Here is an 18,219-nt window from a genome sequence, read left to right as displayed (position 1 = left end):
TAAAATTGCCATTAATTCCCCTAATTTAATTTCTTTATTGAAAACTTGAATAGAAGTGTAAATTAATACGCCTGTCAAAAAGAAAACACTTGCTAATCCTGATTGCCAGGAAAGGCGAATATTTATTTTTCCTAAATGAAATAGTTTTTCTTGGAAATTACCAAAAATGACTTCGTTGGTTTTATTAAAAATATCTTGTTTATTATCGTTTTTTATAGTTGCGATTCCCTGAATCGTATTGATGTAGTTGCTTTCGTTAAAGGCATAACCTTGCATCACCGCTTTTTGAGAATCGATGATGGCTTTGTTACTTCTATAAATAATATAAAAATAGACAGGCATAGTCAACAATGAAATCAAGCCTAATTTCCAAGAGTAGCCAAATAAGAAAACTAGCGAAATAATGGAAACTAATACATCAATTACTAAACTGCTTGCCAGCATCTTAATGACTCGCTGAACTCTTTGTGTGTCATTCAGTCGAGCAACTAATTCCCCTATTTTTCGCGTATCAAAAAAAGGTTTTGGAAGATGAAGCAAAGAGGAAAAAAACTGATTATTAATGCGATTATTGAAATCTTTAGATTGTTGTAGCAGGAAAAACTCTCGTAATACCGAAATTCCAACTCGTGCCAAAAGTAATATGGCTAGTAAAACAATTCCAGAGATCAGTTTGTTGATTTTATGCGAAGGTAAAATGTCATCAATTAGTTTTTGGGAAAACAAAGACATAGCCATTCCCAAGCCTGCTACAAAAATACCAAGTAGAACACTAATCCACAATAATTTGTAATCTGGTTCTAGTAAAGTTAAAAACCATTTTTGCTGTGCATGTTTAACTTCAGTTTCTTTTATGAATTTTTCATTCGGTTCCAGCGTCAAACAGCTTTTTGAAACCCAAATTTTATCTAATTCTATAGCAGATAAATAATAAATTCCTTTACCTGGATCGCTAATCAAGAAACCTTTTTGTTCATCATAGTGATAGCAAACAATGTAGTGTTGTAATTTCACTTCTATTAATACGTGAAGAATTACGGGTTGTTTATGATCTATAAGTGCCTGAATATCTGCTTCACAACCTTCAGCAGTAAAACCTAATTTATTGGCAACTTGATATAAGCCTAATAACGTTGTACCTTGTTTGGTAGTACCACTTAGTTCTCGTAGCTTTTCAATAGACTGCATGCCACCATACAATTTAATGATAGACAATAAGCAGGCAACCCCACAATCAGACTGATCCAATTGTAGCGTATGGGTTTTTTCAATATGTTTTATAGTCATTATTTTTAGTTTGCTATTTCTTCAGTTCGTCATTCTGACAAAGGAGAAATCTCATCATTTTTATTGTAGTTTTTTTAGCAAAACTTCTACCTTAGTTTGTCCTTTTATCTTTTCAATTAGTTGCTGATTTTTATCGTACAAAACTAAGCAAGGTAAGGATTGAACATCAAAGGTAGCAGCGAAAGTAACTTTAGTGTCACATACAAAATGAATGTTATCATAATTTTGAAGGTTGTATTTTTTAGCAAAAGATTCTATTTTTTTAGCTTTTTCAAAAGAAACAAAGACAAGTTGATTTGGTGTGAATTGCTCTATACGTTCTTGTATCATTTTTGTCTCTTCATTACAGTACTCGCATTCACTGTTGAAGTAGATAAAGAGAGTTGGGGTGTCTACTTTTAAATTATTATTGGAAAATTGTTCACCATTTATATTTTGATACTTAAAAGTAGGAATGGTTTTTATGTTGGCTGCCACTTCTTTTTTATGGTTTATTTTAGTCACTATTTGGTAGCCCAAAAAAGTTAACAAACTAATAAAAATTATTAGTATTATTAATTTAAGATATTTTTTCATTTTGCTTTTTTAGGAATAATTTAAAGTAAAAAACATGATGACCACTACCCACAGCAATAAAGCGCTGCCATAACTCGAAGCTACTATTTTTAATCCGCGATCCATGTTAGTTTCAGTAGTTTTTCCGATCAAATAGGCAAGAACCAACCAGTAGGCTAATTCAAATAAATTAATTATCTGAAAAGGATAAATCAACCATGGTTCGAGTCCTTTATAATCGACAATATTTAATGCTGATAATGGGAAAAAATATTGAATGTCTTCAATAGTATAATTGGTTTGAAAAAAGTAAAACCAAATGGTTTTAATTATTGGTACAATCAAAAAAATAAACTCTGCAATAATCGCAAAATTCCATAACTGCTTGAAAGTAATTGGAATCTTGCTGAAGAAAAATATGCCCATATAGAGTATACTTGCTATTAGGCTTGTTTTGATTAGCAATATTATCGGGATGATTAAATATTCTAACCATTGCCATTTTTTTTGAAATTCAAAATAATCATGAATTTGTTGATTTGTTAGTTTATCGGCTAATGAATTATATAAAGCACTATTGAAGTCTAGCGATTTACGTGTAATTTCTATCAATAAAATTGTGATAATTGTTAAAAATATATATTTAAACAATGGAAGTTTCATTAACGGTAAATTTCTAATTATTTCTCTATTGTTTCTCTTTTTTAATTTTAAAATCATTCATTAGGAGTATTAATAATGCAAAAACAGTAAGAAAACGACCTTGTTTTATTTCATTATCAATAAAATATATCAACAAATCTGCAATTATCAAAACTATTGCCACTGCTTTGTATAAATTAATTTTCATATAATTATTTTTAAAAGAAAATATCTAGATTGCTGCATTATAGAATAAAATTAATAGATCTGTTTGTGCACTAAATTTGGTCGTAATTAAGTTTTGCGACTTTTGAAATAAGTTATACTTCTCTAAATCTTACGTAGAAATAAATTAAATATTAGTAATATTTAATTTGATGAAAAAAATAATTAAGCTAGGGATATCGATTTAATACCCCTAACTTTTTAAATGGATGATTTATATTTTACTTTAATGAGAAATGATACAACTAATTTTTAAATACCTTTGAATCTATAAAGTAAATATCTACATAATATTGTCAAGCACATCATTAAAATTACCATAATAATGGTAAATATGTATTTTTCATTCTGTAGCTTATTATTTTTAATTTTGTGATAAAAAATTATGTAGCAAAACAAAATTCCACCAAGCCAACATGTTGCATATTCGAAAATCATAATTAAATTATTATTACCATATTGCTTTGAGACCACCACCGAAAATAAATCCACATGACACTCCTACTAGGATACCGCCAAGAACTGGTACAGCAGTACCTGCTATCGCCCCCACAACTGAACATAAAGTTCCCATAGCTAAATTACCAGCTGCCGCCTCTAAATCTCTTCCACCTTCCAGACTTTCCATCTGTTTTAATTCTAATGTTTTCATAAAATAATAATTTAATTGGTTAATAATAGTTTACTAACAAAACCTTCGATTACGTGCACTTAATTTTAGATTGTTAGCGTTTGTCAAATCTATTATTTTTATTGGGATGTATTTTACTGTTTTTATGTTAAAAAAGTACGGTTTTTAATAAACTAAAAGTAAGCCTAGTTTTTTTGCAGCAGTAACTATAGCCGCATCGTTGCCTTTGTCCTTCAAAAGTCGGTTTTTAATATTGGTTTTCCTTTTTTCAATCGCACTCAAAGAAAGATCAATGTGATTCGGCATGTCTTTCATTTTAATTTTCTTATCAAGTAGTGTCAAGATCTGGCAATCTATAGCATCCAAATTTAATCTTTTTATGGCATTCTCTTTTTGCACTTTAGTTATGGTACTACTGTAAAAGGTGGCACCCATCATAATAGCTTGGTATGCCGCTACCAAAGAAGCGGCATTAATGGCATTCTTTAAAATAAATCCCTCAGGATTAATTTCTTGTAATGCAGCAGTGATAATCGCAGGTTCGCTGTGCATGGTGAGTACAACTATGTTACAAGCTGGAAAATAATATCTAATTAGTTTAGCTACATCGATACCAGTATAAAGATTTTGAGCAGGGTAAGTAGGCAAACTTATGTCTACAAAAGCGAGGTCAAAGTATTTTTGAGCTTGATGACTTTCAATGATTTTGAAATAAGCTTGCTCACAAGAGTACGCTGCAGTTATTGAAATTGTGGTATCATTAGTTTTTGTAGTAGAAAGAATATTGCTGTAACCATCAATTATAATAGGATGATCATCAACAAAAAATAGGTTTATTATTGGCATGAATTGCTTATTTTCGTAAACGGCTAATATACTTTATTAGATAAGACTTACAAAAATTTTAGAAAAATTTAATTTTTGAGTTAGCTGATATATTTATTTACAGTAATAAGTTTGTAAAATAAGGCTTTATAAAACAGTAATTTATCTCTTTGACCATCAATGAAATACTATGTTATTTTATTGTAATCAAACCCGCTCCAACTGCATACTTTTCAATTGTTCCATATAATCCCTTTGGTTTGATAATCTTGGTATTTTATGTTGACCGCCTAATTTATCACGATCTTTTAGCCAATCGTAAAATAAATTTTTTCGAGCAACATTGATCAGCAATGGATTCAGGGTCATGTTGTTGTAACGTTTGGCTTCATAATCAGAATTTAGAGATTGAATTGCTTCATCTAATGCTTTTTGAAATTGATTAATATCAACAGGATTGTTTTTGAATTCAATCATCCATTCATGTGCACCTTTCTCTTTGCCTTCCATAAATACGGGAGCAACGGTGTAATCAACTACTTGAGTATTTGTTAATTTACTAGCTTTAGCTATAGCCTGATCTGTATTTTCGACCATTAATTCTTCGCCAAAAACATTAATATGGTGCTTGGTTCTGCCTGTAACCCGAATGCGGTACGGATTTAAGGAAGTGAAACGAACCGTATCACCAATCAAATAACGCCACAAACCGGAATTGGTGGTAATGACCAAAGCGTAATTTTTGAATAATTCCACATCTGCTAACCGAATTACTTTTTGATCCAGTGTCCCAAAAGTATCCATTGGAATAAATTCATAGAAAATTCCGTAATCTAGCATCAACAATAAATCACTCGAATTGTTTAAATCTTGGATGGCAAAAAAACCTTCTGACGCATTGTATATTTCGTAGTATTTAAAATCTTTTTTAGGGAGTATTTTTTGAAATTGTTCTCGATAGGGTTCAAAATTTACGCCTCCGTGAAAATACACTTCTAATTTGGGCCAAATTTCTAGTAAATTTCCTTTTCCTGTATCTTCGAGCATTTTGTTCATTAAAACTAACATCCAAGAAGGAACTCCTGCAAAACTCGTTACATTTTCGTTTTTCGTTTCGTGGATTATGGCAGCAATTTTAGTTTCCCATTCGCTCATCAAAGAAATTTTATTGCTGGGCGTACTGCTGAACTCCGCCCAAATCGGCATGTTTTCAATTAATATCGCTGATAAATCGCCAAAGAACGTATGGTTGTCTTCATAGATTTGAGAACTTCCACCTAGGCGTAAACTTTTACCAAGAAATAGTTCGGAATCTTCATTGTTATTCAAATACAAACACAATAAATCCTTGCTGCCTTTGTAATGACAATCTTCTAAAGCGTCATTACTTACGGGAATAAATTTGCTTTTGGCATTGGTAGTTCCACTGGATTTGGCAAACCATTTTATAGGTGTTTCCCAAAAAACATTTTGCTCACCTTTGCGTGTTCTTTCTATTAGCGGCTGCAATTCTTCATAAGTTGCTATTGGAACTCGCTCTGCAAAATTCGCATAAGATTTTATTGAAGCATAATCATATTCTTTGCCTAAAACAGTGTTTTTGGACGACTGAATCAAATTCATAAGCAATTCCTCCTGAACTTCATTTGGATATTTCAAGAAAAGTTCGATCTGATGAATTCTTTGTTTGAGAACCCAGGAGGCAAACGAATTGATTATGGTTAGTGGCATATAGATTTCAGATTGTTGATTAACGATTTTATATTTCAGATTTCTTTCTATTTGAAAAAGGCTGAAATATAAGATTTGAATATCGATTGACAAATAGTAACTTTGTCAAAATATCAAAAATAGTGTTTTTTTGCAAAAAACAATTCTATATCACAGTAAAGATTTGAACTCAGTAAAGGATGCTACTAATCGGAATTCTAAAATGGGATCGCTAAATCTAAAATCAGAAATCGTTACCCGAGAGCTATGCTCGAACTGGCGAAGCAATTAAAAATCTAAAATCACAATGACATACGAAGGTGTACTCAAAAAAATGCAAACTGAATTTGGAAACCCAATTCAATATTATCTGGTTTTCGAAAATAGTTTTTTGAATGTAAACCAATTACTGAACAAGAACCTAGAAATTAGTTTTGTAGGCTATCAGTGTTTGAATTGCGGCAAGAAGAAAAAAATATTCCGTCAGGGATTTTGTTATGATTGCTTCTATTCCAGTGCGGCTGTAGGCGATTGGATTATGAAACCAGAACTGAGTACCGCTCATCTTGGGATTCAGGATCGAGATTTAGCTTATGAAGAGAAAGTGCAGTTGCAACCACATATTGTGTATTTGGCTTTGTCCAGTGAAGTCAAAGTTGGAGTGACCCGCAAAACCCAAATGCCAACGCGATGGATTGATCAAGGTGCGACACAAGCTATTTCGATTGTGGAAGTTCCGAATCGATACTTAGCCGGAATTACCGAGGTAGCGTTGAAAAACCATTATGCCGATAAAACCAATTGGAGAAAAATGCTAACAAATAATGTGGAGCAAATTGACTTAGTTGCGGAACGATTGAAAGTCGAAAATTTAATCCCAACCGAAGTTCAGGAATACTTTTATTCGCAGAAGAATGACTTGTACGAAATGCATTATCCCGTTCTAGAATATCCTACTAAAGTTGCAAGTTTAAGTTTAGATAAATCGCCTCACTTTCAAGGAAAATTGACCGGAATAAAAGGACAATATTTGCTTTTTGAAGATGGAACGGTTTTCAATATTCGTGGTTCCGAAGGCTATGTTGTTACCATTACAGTTTAGGGAGTTGCACTTGGGCGTATCCTTTTTTTTAAAATAGAAAAAATTTTAAAAAAAAGGTCAGGCTGTTCGCTGTATCTTTTATTTCGCTCTGCTACATAAAAGGATGCCGCTGCCATCCTTTACGCAAAAAATCCAGTCACAATAGCATATTTATACATTACAACACTCTTGTACAAATGTATTCACAATAAAAAAGAGGAATGTCACATAGTGGAATTCCTCTTTCTTGCTTCATAAAGTGTTCTTAGTTCGCCTTTGTAGTGTCTACTTTTTTCTTTCTATTAAATAATCCATTTAATAATTCAGAGGCTTTTGCTTTTACTTCTTCCTTAGTCGCTGGCACAGCAGGAGTAGCTGTTTTAGTAGTGTCTCCAGGTTTCTTGTTTTTATTGATATAGTCTGTCAAAGCTGACGTTCCTTGTTTTACCAATCTGTCTTTTTGTTGGTTTACCAATTGAGTCGTCAATTTAGTTACTGCGCTATTAATATCCGTGGTGATTTTTGGATTTGTAAAATTACCTCCTAATACAGCATTTATCGGGAAGCTTTCTAATTTAGCCGCGTCAGCAGCAGATAATTTTGCAATCAGCGCATTGGCTTCTGAACCCAAATATTTAGCTGGAACATCAAATTTTAAATTGTAATTCATACTTTGGTCAAAACCATGAGTACCTCCAACTGTTGCTTTAATATCTTTATACTTGATGTCAAATGGTTTAACATTTACTTTTCCATCTTTAAACGTAATTGCCGCTTTGATATCGTTTAAATTGATTTTACTCACATCAATGAATTTCAAGTTAGAGCCTAAAGCCGTCAATAAAGTCGAATTTTTTGAATTTACCGTCGTTGAAAGTAATTGTCCTAATAAATCTCCAGTAAGCGTTTTTAAGTCAGGAGTAAACTTCGTTGCATTTAGATTTCCGTTTAATTTGATGTTTGAGTTCAATCTACCGTTGATAATTCCTGCGATTGGTGCAATTTTCTTCAACATATCCAGCTGTGTGAAAGATTGTGCGATATCGACTTGACTTAATTTTAAATCCATATTGAAAACGGGTGTTTTTCCTTTTGTTGAAACAGCTCCATTCACGCCAATTGTTCCACCGAAAATAGATGTTTTCACATTTTCTAAAGTTACTTTTTCGTCTTTCACGATTAGTTTTCCTGATACGTCTTTCAAGGTTAAATTATCATATAAAACCGTAGTCGCTTTTGCGGTAAGCGTACAATTTAAAAACGCAGGAATCTTCATGGCATCAGGTTTTTTAGCTGTTGCTGTTCCCGTTTTCGCAGTTTCCCCGGTTGTCATGAAATCGTCAACGGCTAATTGTTTCGAATTCATGTTGAAATTTCCTTTCAACTCTTGGTTTCTAAAAATAAATCCGTAGAAATTCTCTAAAACTCCGGTTACACTAATATCGCTTTTCCCCGTCGTTGCGTTCAGTTCTTTTAAATTGACTTGGCTAGGATTAAATTGAACTACAGCGGTGCTAATGTTCATTGTTTTGCCATTTTCATCTGCATACTTGAAACCGGATAAACTCATAGTTCCCGCATTATTGATGTTTTCATACTGACTTTTCTCTACAGATTGCATGTCGAATTTTGTAGTCACATCGGCTTTTAAAATTCCGGATAAGGGCTTGTCCAGTTTTATAGGATACGCTTTCGAAAGATTGGCTAAATTGATAGTTCCTTTCAAAACAGCATCGACAATTGCATTTTGAGTAATGTTTCTAATATTGGCTTTGGCATTAAAAACATCTTGGTCAATTTTGAAAGAGAGTTTGTCTAAGTTGACATAGGTGTCATTTAGAATACCCGTTTCGTTGATGATTTTAGTGTCAATAACGATATTTTGAACTGTTTTTGGTAAGTTAGGGTATTTGAAGGAGGCGTTATTGGAAGCAATTTCAATATTAAATTTTGGTACAGTGGTATCAGAATACAAGCCTTTTGCAAAACCGATTACGGTAAAATCTCCGGTTGTTTTCACGTTGTCCAAACTCGCGGCATACGCTGCAGGAATAATTCCCAAGAAGTTTTTGAAAGTAGAAGTTGGCGTTTTAAATTTCAAATCGTATTGCTGACCCGCTTCCACCATTTGAATAAAACCATCAAATTCCAAAGGCAATTGATTAATAAGCGCTTTGTTTTCCTTGAAGGTATATTTGCTATTGTTTAAATCAATTCCTAAAATGGCATCCAGAGTTAAGGCAACATTGTTCATGTAATTGACTTTGTCCAAATCTAAAGTGATTTTCGCAGTGGACTTGGTAACCAAATCTAATTTTTGGGCTGCAAAATCTCCAACACCTTCATGATTGATACTGTCAATCACCATTTTGATTTTTGATTTTTCATCAAAATAGCGAAACTTGAAATTTTCAACAGCATAATTCTTAATCGTTAGTGATAAAGGATCACTTTTGCCAGCCGTGGAAGTTTCTTGATTTTTTAAGGCGATATCATAATTCCCGATTCCGTCTTTGTTGAAAATGATATTGATCAATCCATTTTTTGAAGTGATTCCGTCAATTTTTATAGCTTCCTCTTTGCCTTTGAATAATTCTTTGATATACATTTTTAAATCTAATTCGCCCAAAGAAACTAAAGTATCGCCTTCAAAAGGCGCTTTGTTTATGATCACTAATTGTTCGAGTGAAACATTTGCATTTGGAAAACTTTTGATCAAACTTAAATCCACATCCGAAAAAGTAACTCGTGCGTCCACTTTTTCATTGATTGCTTCAGTAATTTTAGCTTTTATTTGATCCTTAAAAAAGTAAGGAATTGTAAATAATGCAACTAGGAACAGGATGATAAGAGCTCCAATAATTTTTAAAATTGTCTTTAGCATAATTTGATTTTCTTTAATTTTATTTATTCAGCAAAAATGATACCCAAATCCCCACAAAAATAGTGGAATATAATTTAGGAGTGTATATTGAAATCACTAATAGTTTTGTGCAGCGGTCTGGTTTACATTTTAGATTTAAAAAAAAATCCGTTCAAATGATTATTTAAACGGATTTTGAACGGATATTTTAAAAATTAATTAATCTTGATTTCAAACGGCATGATGGCTTGAATTCCTTTTCGTGCTTGCAGCTTTTTTATTTCCTGCATCATACGATAGTTTTCTTCTCCTATTTCTTCTTTTATGAAATCAGCTTTCGATTTTGCAAAAGGAATATTAGCTAAAAGATCATTAAAGTTTTTCTCGTATTCTGGATAATTTTGAGTGCTGTAGCTTTTCACTTTTGCCAAAGAAGCCGCTTTTGCAATTGCATCATCTAAGCCTCCAATTTTATCTACTAGTCCAATTTTCAATGCCTCTGAACCCGTCCAAACTCTACCTTGAGCGATCGCGTCCACTTGTGCAAAAGTCATTTTCCGACCTTGTGCTACGTGGGTGACAAAAGTTTTGTAGATGTGTTCTACACCTTCTAATGTAACCGCTTTGAATTTTTCGTCGATTGGTACAAAAGGACTGTAATTAGCCGAATTTTCATGGGTTTTTACTTGTTCTGTGTAGATACCTATTTTAGTAGCCAATGGAGTGAAATTAGGGAGTATGCCAAAAACACCTATGGAGCCAGTAATGGTATTGGCTTCGGCAAAAATAGTATTTGCATTACAAGCAATATAATACCCACCTGATGCTGCATAATTCCCCATAGAAACGACTATTGGTTTTACTTTTTTGGTCAATTCAATTTCTCTCCAAATCAAATCAGAGGTCAAAGCGCTTCCGCCTGGGCTGTCAATGCGGAGTACAATTGCTTTTACATTTTTATTTTTTCGAGCTTCTTGTAACGAACGACGCATAGAACCTTCTCCAATCACATTTACATCGCCTTCACCGCTCAAAATTTCTCCTTGAGCATAAATAATGGCAATTTGATCTGAACTGTCGAAAGTTTGTGAAGTTGTAGCGATTTTTTGAGCATAATCTACAACGGATACGGTGTTGTAATCTTCGTCATTGGCTACTTTAAGCGCTTTTCGGATGGCATTATGGTATACATCTTCATAGGCAATAATATCAACTAATTTTTGTGCTTTTGCCATTTCTGGAGTTCTGGCAAGAAGTCCGTTAGCAATTTCATTTAATTTTGCCACTGATATGTTTCTACTTTTTGCGATGTCAGCGGTGATGGAACTCCAAACAGAATTTAATAATGCTGTTGTTTGTTCCCTGTTGGCATCACTCATTTTATTTTCTAAAAACGGTTCCACGGCACTTTTATACTTTCCATGGCGAATAACTTCCATTTTCAATCCTGATTTTTCCTGAAAATCTTTAAAGAACATAATTTCAGAAGATAACCCCTTGAAATCCATTTCTCCAACCGGATTAATATAAATTGGGCTGGCAACGGAGTTCAAATAATATTCTTTTTGAGAATACGAATTGGCATACGCCATTACAAATTTTCCTGATTTTTTAAAACTTTCTAACGCATCTCTCAAAGCTTTGCTTTGCGCCATGCCTAATGACGAAGCATTGTTTAGAATAGAAATACCTTTAATATCATTGTCTGTTTTTGCTTCTTCAATGGCATTGATGATATCTGTAACGCCTACTTTTTTGTTTTCTGAAAAAATAGTTACCCAAGGATCTTTGTACTTTCCGGCATAATCATTTTGTATGTTTTCCAAATTCAATTCGATAACCGAATTGTTTTTTACAGTAACACCTTCGGATTCACCACCAAAAATAGCCCCAATGAGTATAATTCCAAAAAAGGACAGCATGAAAAAAACAAAAATTCCTATAATAGTCGCTAATACATTACCTAAAAATTTCATAATTATATTTTTTTAATAGGTCGTAAAAAAGCAGAAAATGTTACAAGCAGTCGTTTAGACCTTTCCACTTTATTTATCAATACCTGATGCAAATATATTGCTTATTCTAAAATTCTTTTAGTTAATTTGCACCTAATTATGAAATCACAGCATCAGGTTATTTTATCGATAGGGAGTAATGAAGGCAATCGTTTGGAAAATATCGAGCGCTGTTTAGAATGGATACATCAGGAAGTTGGTACGCTTATAAAAGTTTCCAGATTGTATGAAACGCCCGCTTGGGGATTTGAAAGTGATGCTTTTTATAATTGTGCAGTGGTTTTGCATACTTTCAGTTCCGCAGCTAAAATTCTGACGCAGGTCTTAAAAATCGAAAAACGGTTGGGGCGTTTGCGAAACAAGACAAAAGTATACCAATCTCGCACGATTGATATTGATTTGATTGCATTCGATTTAGAAATTATTACAACTGAAAAACTCCAAATTCCACATCCGTTAATGCAGAATAGGAATTTTGTATTGCTTCCCGTTCAGGATTTAGCATTGGATTGGAAACATCCCGTTCTTCAAAAAAACATATCGGAATTAATCCTTTTATCTCCAGATGACAGTGTTTGTACAATTGTTCAAGAATTAAGAAGTCCATTACAAAATATCTCTTTGGAGCAATTTAATTACGTTGCTTTTGAAGGAAATATTGGAGCAGGAAAAACCACTTTGGCTACAAAAATTTCGGAGGATTTTAATGCGAAAACCGTGTTAGAACGTTTCGCAGATAATCCATTTTTACCCAAATTTTATAAAGACCAAAACCGGTATGCATTTCCACTTGAAATGTCATTTCTTGCAGATAGATACCAGCAATTATCCGATGATTTGGCTCAATTTGATTTGTTTAAAGACTTTCTGGTTGCCGATTATCATATTTTTAAATCGCTGATTTTTGCCAAAATAACTTTGGCCGAAGATGAGTATCGTTTGTATCGCAATCTTTTTGATATCATTTACAGAGAAATGCCAAAACCGGATTTGTATATTTATTTGTATCAAAATTCAGAACGGCTTTTGCAAAATATAAAAAAGCGTGGCAGAAGCTACGAACAAAAAATTCCAGCCGAATATTTAGATAAAATCAATAGTGGTTATCTGGATTACATCAAATCACAAACGGATTTGAATGTTTTGATAATAGACGTATCGGACCGGGATTTTGTAAAAAATCAAGAAGATTATCTGTATATTTTAGAGCAGATACGAAAGAAAATTAGTAAATAAAATATTTTACCTTTTTAAAGTAAAATGGCCTTTTGTTTCTCTTCCATCTTCTAGTTTCAAGGTAAACCAATAATCATCTGTTGGCAAAGGTGTTCCATTGAAAGTGCCATCCCAGCCTTGACTTGAATTAGGAACCCATTGCTTTAGGAGTTTTCCGTACCGGTCAAAAATGTAGAGTATCGATTTTGAATTGAAAGTGTCATTTATTCCTTTAATACTCCAATAATCATTATAACCATCGCTGTTTGGTGTAAAGAATTTTGGCGCTCCTATTACAGAAATAGTTTGACTAACGATACCACAACCGTTTTTGTCATTGATGAAAACCTCGTGAATTCCAGCAGGCACATTATCAAAAAAATTGGAGTCTTGCCAAAAATTATTGGGGTCATCCAAGCTGTATTCATAATCTCCAGTTCCAGAAGTGTTAATTGTCACTGTATTGCTATCTGTCAAGTCTGCAATGTCACTAGAGTCAATAGTAGCAACATTCGAAGCGTTGACCGTTATCGTTCTAATGCGACTGCATCCCGCATTATTGATTACTTCAACGGTATAATTTCCCACGGTATTTACATCTAATGCTGGGGAATTTGTCCCAACAATTATTCCATCTTTCGTCCAAATATAATCGTAATTACTTGTTGGCGAACCATCTAAAATACCTGCATCCAGCGTTACAAAAAAGCTCGAAAGATTGGAACAAACTAGTTCATTTGAAAGGCCATCCAAATTCAAGTCAATATTTGGAATAGGGTTGACAACAAAATTTAATGTCGTCGATGCCGTGCAAATTGTGTTTAATGGGTTTTGAACATTTACAGTAATATTTTGTGTATTGGTTACAAATGGATTGGGTAATGGACTTGGCAAAAGCATATTGTTTTGATCGTAATATTTGACAATCATTCCAGTTTGTCCGCCAAGAATGGTGGTTTCAAATGATGAGGTATCAAAAGCAAATTGACCATCTTGATTGATTGGATTCGCTTCGTCGTCACAAGTTGTTGTAAGGGCTGAAGGAACAGCATTAGCAATTGGCGAAGCATCTACAATAAATGTTATGGTGTTTTCATCAAAGCATTGTTGAGTTGTATTATTGGTTACAACCGCTTTAATGGTTTGCGAAGTTGATGTGAAATTTGCTGGAAATGGACTTGTAATCGAAACTCCGTTGGCATCTTTCAGAGGATTATTGGCTTGATCGAAATAAGTAACCGTTACATTGGTTTGTCCTTGTAATAAATCAGATTCCAACGATGAAGTATTGAATGTAAATATTCTATCGTTGTTATCGTCGCATTGTCGAGGAATAACAACTGTATTTGCAACAGGTAAAGCTTCAATTCTTAAAGTTAAGTACGGGCCTAAACCATAACAAGCATTATCCAAATCACTGTCAATCCGTATCCAAATATCTTGCAAATTTGGATAACCAATGTTTCTGTAATTGGATAAGTTTACTATGCTATTGATCTCTTGTAAAGCCTCTTTTTCGTTTCTATAATACGCAATAGTGTACACATCATTGGGAGGTAATTTTGATTCTATTGCAGCTTTAGAAGGGGTCAAGTCAAAAGAGGCCACTCCGTCTCTTTTGTTGTTGTCACTCGAGTCGTTCCCATTGAGGTCAAAATTATCATCACATTCTACTAATATTGGAAATTTATAGTTTGGATCAATGTTGGTGGCTGAGACTTTTAGTATTATTTCGGCAACGCTATGACAACCAGTAGTATTATTGGCTGCTCTCGCCCAAATTACAGTTGTGGAAGCAGTTGTGTTTTCAAAGGACAAATCATTTACAATTAAATCCGAAGCTAATGGTGTATTTGCGCCCTCCTGAGTGGTGTAATAGGTAAAAGTTTCCTCGGTGTAATTTTCCGAAATTACACTATTATTTACCCTTAGATTAAACAAAGTTTTCCCATCTGGAATTGCATCGGTGTCGCATTGAGAAATTGTAATATTGACCACAACAGGAAGTGCATTTACAGTGACTATTAGTTCCGTTCTAGGACCTTCACATCCAGTAGTGTTATTAGTTTGGCTTACGAAATAAGACGTTGAACCCTGGTTTGTAGTTGATGGAGTAGGATTTGTTGTACTAGATGTTCCGCCAGTTGCTGCGGTATACCAATTTAATATACAATTTGTAGCTGCCGTTGCTGATAATGGGGGTGCCGTCTCATTTTTACAGTAACTAATATTAGTAACTTCTGGAGCAGAGGGACGCGCGTTAATGGTTACCTTTATTTCGGAACGAGGTCCTTCGCAATTTGTAATGTTACTAGTTTGACTTACAAAATAAGAGTAAATGCCTACAGTTGTTGTTGCTGGAATAGGGCTTGATGAACTTGGGGTTCCACCCGTTGCAGAGACATACCAATTTAAAGTGCAATTTGTAGATGCTGTTGCGTTTAAAGCCGCTATTCCAGTTTCGTTTTGGCAATAACGAATGTCACTGATTACTGGAGCCAAAGGCCGAGCGTTAATGATAACTTTTATTTCGGAACGAGCTCCTTCACAACCTGTAGCAGTATTCGTTTGGCTCACATAATAGGATGTTGTGCCAATTGTTGTTGATGACGGAATAGGTCTTGTTGCATTTGAAGTTCCGCCCGTTGCCACGGTGTACCAATTTAAGATGCTATTTGGAGAAACAGCTGCAGACAAAGCAACAGGAGTATCGTTTTGACAATAGAAAACAGGTGAGATAACAGCTGGTGCGTCAGGTAAATTTATGATGGTGGCAATTATGGCAATTCTGGAAGTGGAGCATCCTGCATCTATATAATAAGTTGTGGTATTTGTTAGGACTGGACTATAAGTTTCACCAGTTGTTAACGGCGTACCACCTGAGGAACTAGCATACCAATTGATTGTTCCATCTGTGGCTGTAGCGTTCAGTGTAACTGGCCCGGAACCGCATCTTGAATTGGGTGTTGTAGATGTTATTTTAGGAATTGTAATTGTGGTACTAGCTGAGATTTCAAGAACTAGATCTCCAGGCATGCCACCATATTCTACAATATATCCTTTGGGTTGGTAATCGCCGCTTGTTGCTCCTGTATTTGATAAATCATTCCATGATCCAGGATTTCCAACTGAGGGAGCTGTTATGTGTGCGTAATCTTCATTTCCTGCCTGATTGGGTTCATTAGTATTCCAAAAGTCAAAATTAAAGGGTGGAGTTGTTGAACCATTTGCTAGTCCATTCCAGAAAGTAGTTCCCGTTTCTGGTCCGGTTACCCATTTCCAAACGCCCTCAGTTTCGGCATCACTACCGCCAATCCATCCCGCTCCAGGGGCTTGTTTTCCTGCTAGTTGTGCTTCATCGGCTGCTGTGAGTGTAGCTAAATATCCTTTAAGACCATAATAGTCTTTCTGTTCAGCTAGTGCTTTTGCTGCAGTCCAGCTAATACCTATGTTAGCGAAATATTCATAATAATGGCCATTTCTAGGTAAATAATTTGCCTGTCCTATTGTTATTGAGAATTTCCTAATCCCTGACGGAGCAGGAGAGGAAGTGCTAAAAACAACATCTTTTATTGCACTAATAAAGTCTTCGTACACTACTTCTGTGCCAATAATTGGACTTGATAATTTTAGTTTTCCTTCAGCAGGATTCCAGTCAAAGGTGATTTTTGGGTGAAGTGCAGGATTGCTTAATTGTATTATATCCTGTCCATTAACATATCCCGAAGAGATCTGAATATATATAGTATCTGCTCCAGTGTCGAGGACGTCAGAGCCGATGATATTTACATCGGTTACAATCTTTAGGGGAGTTCCCGGGCAAAAGATTTGATTGCCAGAGGCCGTAATCTTTGGAGGGTTTTCAATAAATGTTGATTTTATTTCTTTTTCACTTGCATTACATTTATTGTTTTTTGTGTAAGTGGGAATGGCAGAGTAATTTGCTATTGGAGCAAACACTAAAAACAGCAAAGTTATTTTGAAAAAAGCACTAAATCTCATTTTATAAAAGTAGACGTTTTATGCTAAAAAAAGCAACTTTATTTCGGCCAATTCATTTTTTGAAACAAATCCCAAACTACAATTCCTGCACTAACGGATATATTCAAAGAATGTTTGGTGCCTAATTGCGGGATTTCGATAGAACCATCGCACAAGGCAACTGCTTCTTGAGAAACGCCATAGACTTCGTTTCCAAAAACTAAAGCATATTTTTCTCCCTTTTTAACTTCAAAATTTTGTAGAAAAATAGCGCTTTCCACTTGTTCTATGGCAAGTGTGATTATGTTTTCTTTTTTTAAATTTTCAATTACTTCTAATACATTTTTGTGATGTTCCCAAACAACTGTTTCAGTGGCGCCAAGGGCTGTTTTGTGAATTTCTTTATTAGGAGGAGTAGCGGTAATGCCGCACAAATAAATTTTTTCAATTAAAAAAGCATCAGCAGTTCTAAAAACAGAACCTATATTATGCAAGCTGCGAATATCATCTAAAACCAAAATAAGGGGTGTTTTTTCCGATTGTTTAAAATCTTCAATGGATTTTCGCTCCAATTCGCTGTTTTCAAGCTTTCTCATATTTTTTTTGGGATTTTTATGCATAAAAAAGCTCCCGACAAGGAGGGAGCTTTTTTTTATTGTTTTCTAAAATTTAGCTTTTTGCAGCATCAGCAGCTGAAACATTTCCTTTTATTGTAAGTGTTTTACTTGGTACAACAGCATTTGTGGTCAAAGTTACCGTTTTTGTAAATGCTTGTCCTGCTCTTGAAGTATCATATTTTACTCCAATAACACCTTTTGCACCTGGAGCAATTGGCTCTTTTGGATATGTTGGTACAGTACAACCACATGAACCTTGAGCATTAGTTATGATTAATGGTTTGTTACCGTTATTAGTAAAAACAAATTCACGACGACCATCAGAATTGTAAGCTACAGTACCGTAGTCAATGGTTTCAGTTACGAATACCATTCCTGCTCCATTTACTTTTGCAGTTGCAACTTTAGTATTTGTTGCTTTTAATTTTTTTGATGTTTCTTGTGCGTTAGAAGTAGTAACTCCTAAAGTAACTAGCAAGGCTAGAGCAATTATTTTTTTCATCTTTGTTTAATTTATAAATATTCACAAATCTATGTAAAAATTAGAATTTACGCCTTAATATTCTCTTAAA

14 protein-coding genes are annotated in these 18,219 nt (G+C 34.2%); 2 read left to right on the top strand and 12 right to left on the bottom strand.

Annotation, left to right across the window (positions count from 1 at the left end; genetic code table 11):
• The 7 genes from IWX83_RS02205 to IWX83_RS02175 all read right to left on the bottom strand — a co-directional run.
• Nucleotides 1–1,287, bottom strand: a 1,287-nt coding sequence (locus IWX83_RS02205) for an ABC transporter transmembrane domain-containing protein (protein WP_231379760.1), incomplete at its 3' end; no start/stop codon positions are given.
• Between the two features lie 60 nt (nt 1,288–1,347).
• Nucleotides 1,348–1,863, bottom strand: a complete 516-nt coding sequence (locus tag IWX83_RS02200) for a redoxin domain-containing protein (protein ID WP_196827331.1) — start codon at nt 1,861–1,863, stop codon at nt 1,348–1,350.
• A 9-nt stretch (nt 1,864–1,872) separates the two neighbouring features.
• Nucleotides 1,873–2,505 carry a hypothetical protein gene (locus tag IWX83_RS02195; RefSeq protein ID WP_196827329.1) on the bottom strand — a complete coding sequence of 211 codons (633 nt, stop codon included), beginning with the start codon at nt 2,503–2,505 and terminating at the stop codon, nt 1,873–1,875.
• Between the two features lie 25 nt (nt 2,506–2,530).
• On the bottom strand, nt 2,531–2,692 hold the full coding sequence (locus IWX83_RS02190) for a hypothetical protein (RefSeq protein ID WP_196827327.1): 162 nt from the start codon (nt 2,690–2,692) through the stop codon (nt 2,531–2,533).
• Between the two features lie 468 nt (nt 2,693–3,160).
• Nucleotides 3,161–3,361 carry a hypothetical protein gene (locus IWX83_RS02185; protein WP_196827325.1) on the bottom strand — a complete coding sequence of 67 codons (201 nt, stop codon included), beginning with the start codon at nt 3,359–3,361 and terminating at the stop codon, nt 3,161–3,163.
• A gap of 144 nt (nt 3,362–3,505) precedes the next feature.
• Nucleotides 3,506–4,186: a response regulator gene (locus tag IWX83_RS02180; RefSeq protein ID WP_196827323.1), complete on the bottom strand. Its 681-nt coding sequence runs from the start codon at nt 4,184–4,186 to the stop codon at nt 3,506–3,508.
• A 186-nt stretch (nt 4,187–4,372) separates the two neighbouring features.
• On the bottom strand, nt 4,373–5,896 hold the full coding sequence (locus IWX83_RS02175) for a GH3 auxin-responsive promoter family protein (RefSeq protein WP_196827321.1): 1,524 nt from the start codon (nt 5,894–5,896) through the stop codon (nt 4,373–4,375).
• 286 nt (nt 5,897–6,182) lie between these two features.
• On the opposite strand from IWX83_RS02175, the gene IWX83_RS02170 reads away from it, so the two are divergent.
• The gene (locus IWX83_RS02170) at nt 6,183–6,977 is read left to right on the top strand and encodes a DUF2797 domain-containing protein (RefSeq protein WP_196827319.1); all 795 of its coding nucleotides are present in this window, start codon (nt 6,183–6,185) and stop codon (nt 6,975–6,977) included.
• Nucleotides 6,978–7,221: 244 nt separating this feature from the next.
• Here the strand turns inward: IWX83_RS02170 and IWX83_RS02165 are convergent, their stop codons facing one another.
• Together IWX83_RS02165 and sppA are read right to left on the bottom strand one after the other, a co-directional pair.
• Nucleotides 7,222–9,840 carry an AsmA-like C-terminal region-containing protein gene (locus IWX83_RS02165; RefSeq protein ID WP_196827317.1) on the bottom strand — a complete coding sequence of 873 codons (2,619 nt, stop codon included), beginning with the start codon at nt 9,838–9,840 and terminating at the stop codon, nt 7,222–7,224.
• A gap of 194 nt (nt 9,841–10,034) precedes the next feature.
• A complete protein-coding gene (sppA, locus tag IWX83_RS02160) occupies nt 10,035–11,795 on the bottom strand; it encodes a signal peptide peptidase SppA (protein WP_196827315.1) in 1,761 nt (586 codons plus the stop codon).
• A gap of 138 nt (nt 11,796–11,933) precedes the next feature.
• Between sppA and folK the strand changes: the two genes are divergently transcribed.
• Nucleotides 11,934–13,070: a 2-amino-4-hydroxy-6-hydroxymethyldihydropteridine diphosphokinase gene (gene folK, locus IWX83_RS02155; protein ID WP_196827313.1), complete on the top strand. Its 1,137-nt coding sequence runs from the start codon at nt 11,934–11,936 to the stop codon at nt 13,068–13,070.
• Between the two features lie 6 nt (nt 13,071–13,076).
• Here folK and IWX83_RS02150 read toward each other — a convergent pair whose 3' ends face one another.
• From IWX83_RS02150 to IWX83_RS02140, 3 genes are all read right to left on the bottom strand, one after another.
• Nucleotides 13,077–17,051: a T9SS type B sorting domain-containing protein gene (locus tag IWX83_RS02150; protein WP_196827311.1), complete on the bottom strand. Its 3,975-nt coding sequence runs from the start codon at nt 17,049–17,051 to the stop codon at nt 13,077–13,079.
• Nucleotides 17,052–17,089: 38 nt separating this feature from the next.
• Nucleotides 17,090–17,626 carry an RNA methyltransferase gene (locus IWX83_RS02145; protein ID WP_196827309.1) on the bottom strand — a complete coding sequence of 179 codons (537 nt, stop codon included), beginning with the start codon at nt 17,624–17,626 and terminating at the stop codon, nt 17,090–17,092.
• Nucleotides 17,627–17,699: 73 nt separating this feature from the next.
• Entirely contained in the window at nt 17,700–18,149 is a 450-nt protein-coding gene (locus tag IWX83_RS02140; protein WP_073351845.1) for a DUF1573 domain-containing protein, read from the bottom strand.
• Between the last annotated feature and the right edge of the window lie 70 nt (nt 18,150–18,219).

The sequence above is a fragment of the Flavobacterium sp. CG_9.1 genome, assembly GCF_015751645.1.
GTDB lineage: Bacteria > Bacteroidota > Bacteroidia > Flavobacteriales > Flavobacteriaceae > Flavobacterium > Flavobacterium xanthum.
The sequence above is the reverse complement of the archived record's forward strand: the minus strand, read 5'-3'. Positions and strand labels throughout refer to the sequence as shown.

Excerpts from the sequence above, each read along its gene's own strand:
- IWX83_RS02185 (WP_196827325.1), bottom strand. The coding sequence starts at position 3,361 with ATGAAAACATTAGAATTAAAACAGATGGAAAGTCTGGAAGGTGGAAGA.
- IWX83_RS02195 (WP_196827329.1), bottom strand. The coding sequence starts at position 2,505 with ATGAAACTTCCATTGTTTAAATATATATTTTTAACAATTATCACAATT.
- IWX83_RS02165 (WP_196827317.1), bottom strand. The coding sequence starts at position 9,840 with ATGCTAAAGACAATTTTAAAAATTATTGGAGCTCTTATCATCCTGTTC.
- IWX83_RS02170 (WP_196827319.1), top strand. The coding sequence starts at position 6,183 with ATGACATACGAAGGTGTACTCAAAAAAATGCAAACTGAATTTGGAAAC.
- IWX83_RS02200 (WP_196827331.1), bottom strand. The coding sequence starts at position 1,863 with ATGAAAAAATATCTTAAATTAATAATACTAATAATTTTTATTAGTTTG.
- folK (WP_196827313.1), top strand. The coding sequence starts at position 11,934 with ATGAAATCACAGCATCAGGTTATTTTATCGATAGGGAGTAATGAAGGC.
- IWX83_RS02190 (WP_196827327.1), bottom strand. The coding sequence starts at position 2,692 with ATGAAAATTAATTTATACAAAGCAGTGGCAATAGTTTTGATAATTGCA.
- IWX83_RS02140 (WP_073351845.1), bottom strand. The coding sequence starts at position 18,149 with ATGAAAAAAATAATTGCTCTAGCCTTGCTAGTTACTTTAGGAGTTACT.
- IWX83_RS02175 (WP_196827321.1), bottom strand. The coding sequence starts at position 5,896 with ATGCCACTAACCATAATCAATTCGTTTGCCTCCTGGGTTCTCAAACAA.
- IWX83_RS02145 (WP_196827309.1), bottom strand. The coding sequence starts at position 17,626 with ATGAGAAAGCTTGAAAACAGCGAATTGGAGCGAAAATCCATTGAAGAT.
- IWX83_RS02180 (WP_196827323.1), bottom strand. The coding sequence starts at position 4,186 with ATGCCAATAATAAACCTATTTTTTGTTGATGATCATCCTATTATAATT.
- sppA (WP_196827315.1), bottom strand. The coding sequence starts at position 11,795 with ATGAAATTTTTAGGTAATGTATTAGCGACTATTATAGGAATTTTTGTT.
- IWX83_RS02150 (WP_196827311.1), bottom strand. The coding sequence starts at position 17,051 with ATGAGATTTAGTGCTTTTTTCAAAATAACTTTGCTGTTTTTAGTGTTT.